The organism is Eudoraea sp., assembly GCF_049669105.1.
Taxonomy (GTDB): Bacteria; Bacteroidota; Bacteroidia; order Flavobacteriales; family Flavobacteriaceae; genus Eudoraea.
Map to the genome: position 1 here is coordinate 1 of NZ_JBATKE010000235.1, position 1,733 is coordinate 1,733.

Below are 1,733 nucleotides of genomic sequence, written 5' to 3' on the forward strand. Positions count from 1 at the left end.
CCGAGCAAGACTCTACAACTGTTAAAAAAGATTATCCTTATGTACTTCCAATTTGGGGACAAAAAGTTGCTGATAGAAATATTGAATTGCAACTGCCATTTGGTTTTAATGTTAACTATGTATATAATCAAATGACTCTAGAATTAACAGAGTTTAGTATGAATTTTTTTGATGGTGAAAATCTGGATGATATTATTAATCCAGAAACCTTGAATTTTACTGAAACCGTTGCAACTGCAAATGGAGTTAATGTAAGAGCGGATGCCTGGATATTACCATTTTTAAATTTTTATGGTCTATATTCAAGAAATCAGGGATCTACAAAAGTATCCTTTCAACCGCAAGTTACCGAGAGTGGTTTAGGTCCAAATGGAAATATTAAGGAGATAAGAACGCTTGAAAATCCAATTGATGTGCCAGAAGTTACATTTACTACAAATTCTTTTGGAATTGGAGCTACAGGAGTTTATGGATATAAGGATTATTTTATTAGTGCAGATGGTAATATAACGTGGTCATCATCAGATCTTTTGGAACAAACAGTTACCTTCTTTGTCGGTTCAGCTCGTATAGGAAGAATAATAAGCTTTAGAAATGACATGAAACTGTCCGTTTATATTGGAGCCATGTATCGTAATTTTTTGAACAAGGAGAATAATACGGGATCTCTCGCAGTACCCGAATTAGATGAAGGCATTATACAAGCAATTGACGGTTTAACAGAAATAAATAGCGAGCAGATTGAATTTTGGGAGAGCTTGCCAGCTGCCACACCTGGGAGAGATGAAAAACTAACCGAATTATATGCCAGAGACGAGAGACTTACCGGCGCAAAAGATCGTGTAGAAAACTCTGATGCCATAAATTATAATATTAGAAAAGAGATTGTTAATAACTGGAGTACACAGATCGGATTTAATTTTGAAATATCTAAACACTATATGTTTAGAGCCGAATATGGCTATCGTTCTGGTCAAAAGTTTTTTATGACAGGACTGCAATACAGGTTTGGTTTTTAGAGTATTAAGCTATATCTTATTTGTAAGCTCTAGGAAATACGTGGAAACAAAAAACAAAATAAATTAGCTTCGCTGAGCTACATTTTGGAGCGGAAATACCGAAAGACAAAAAACTAAAAAACAACTGGATCAAAACAGATCCTGAAAAAGGATTTTTTGTCGTGTTCCGTTTCTATGGTCCACTAGAAGGATACATTCAAAAAACATAGGTATTAAGTGATTTTAAATTGATTGACTAGTTATTTGGATTCAAGACATTTAAAGACATACTTTTTTTATTACTAAAGTGTCATAGATACAGCATCAGTTAAGTACTAATAGTGTAGATATAAACGAATAAAACAGTCTAAAATTAAAGCAAAATAAAATGCTGACTATACAGCAACAAAAGTAAGGCTTGAAGCGGCTATTAAAAAGGCTTCAGATTACATTTCATTGGTTAGTTTAGTGTTAAAAAAGGTGTAGTTTCTACACCTTTTTTTTATCACTTAATCCGGGTTTAAGTGCAATGGATGTTGTGCGGTTGATGTCGCAAGGGTTTAGAACTAAAGAAATTGACGATACCCTATTTGTTTCAGTGGGTACTGTAAAAAAACACAGCTATAATATTGGTCAAAAATGGGAAGTGCACAATCGAATATCAATTTCTCAACGCGCAACTGAATTGAGCTACATCTAACCTGCTTGATGCATCGAAATGATGCTGTTCCCTAT

At 33.9% G+C, this 1,733-nt stretch carries 3 protein-coding genes; all 3 read left to right on the plus strand.

Features of this window, described 5'->3' with window-relative positions; genetic code table 11:
- A partial coding sequence (locus tag WBM60_RS16955) for a hypothetical protein (protein WP_424283378.1) occupies window positions 1–1,019 on the plus strand: 1,019 nt, incomplete at its 5' end.
- 62 nt (window positions 1,020–1,081) lie between these two features.
- Window positions 1,082–1,228 (plus strand): DUF1214 domain-containing protein, encoded by a 147-nt coding sequence (locus tag WBM60_RS16960; RefSeq protein WP_424283380.1) that lies wholly within the window; start codon window positions 1,082–1,084, stop codon window positions 1,226–1,228.
- A gap of 299 nt (window positions 1,229–1,527) precedes the next feature.
- Complete coding sequence (locus WBM60_RS16965) at window positions 1,528–1,698, plus strand: helix-turn-helix transcriptional regulator (RefSeq protein WP_424283379.1); 171 nt, start codon at window positions 1,528–1,530, stop codon at window positions 1,696–1,698.
- Window positions 1,699–1,733 lie beyond the last annotated feature (35 nt).

Coding starts and splice junctions, on each gene's coding strand:
- WBM60_RS16965 (WP_424283379.1), top strand. CDS start 1,528: ATGGATGTTGTGCGGTTGATGTCGCAAGGGTTTAGAACTAAAGAAATT.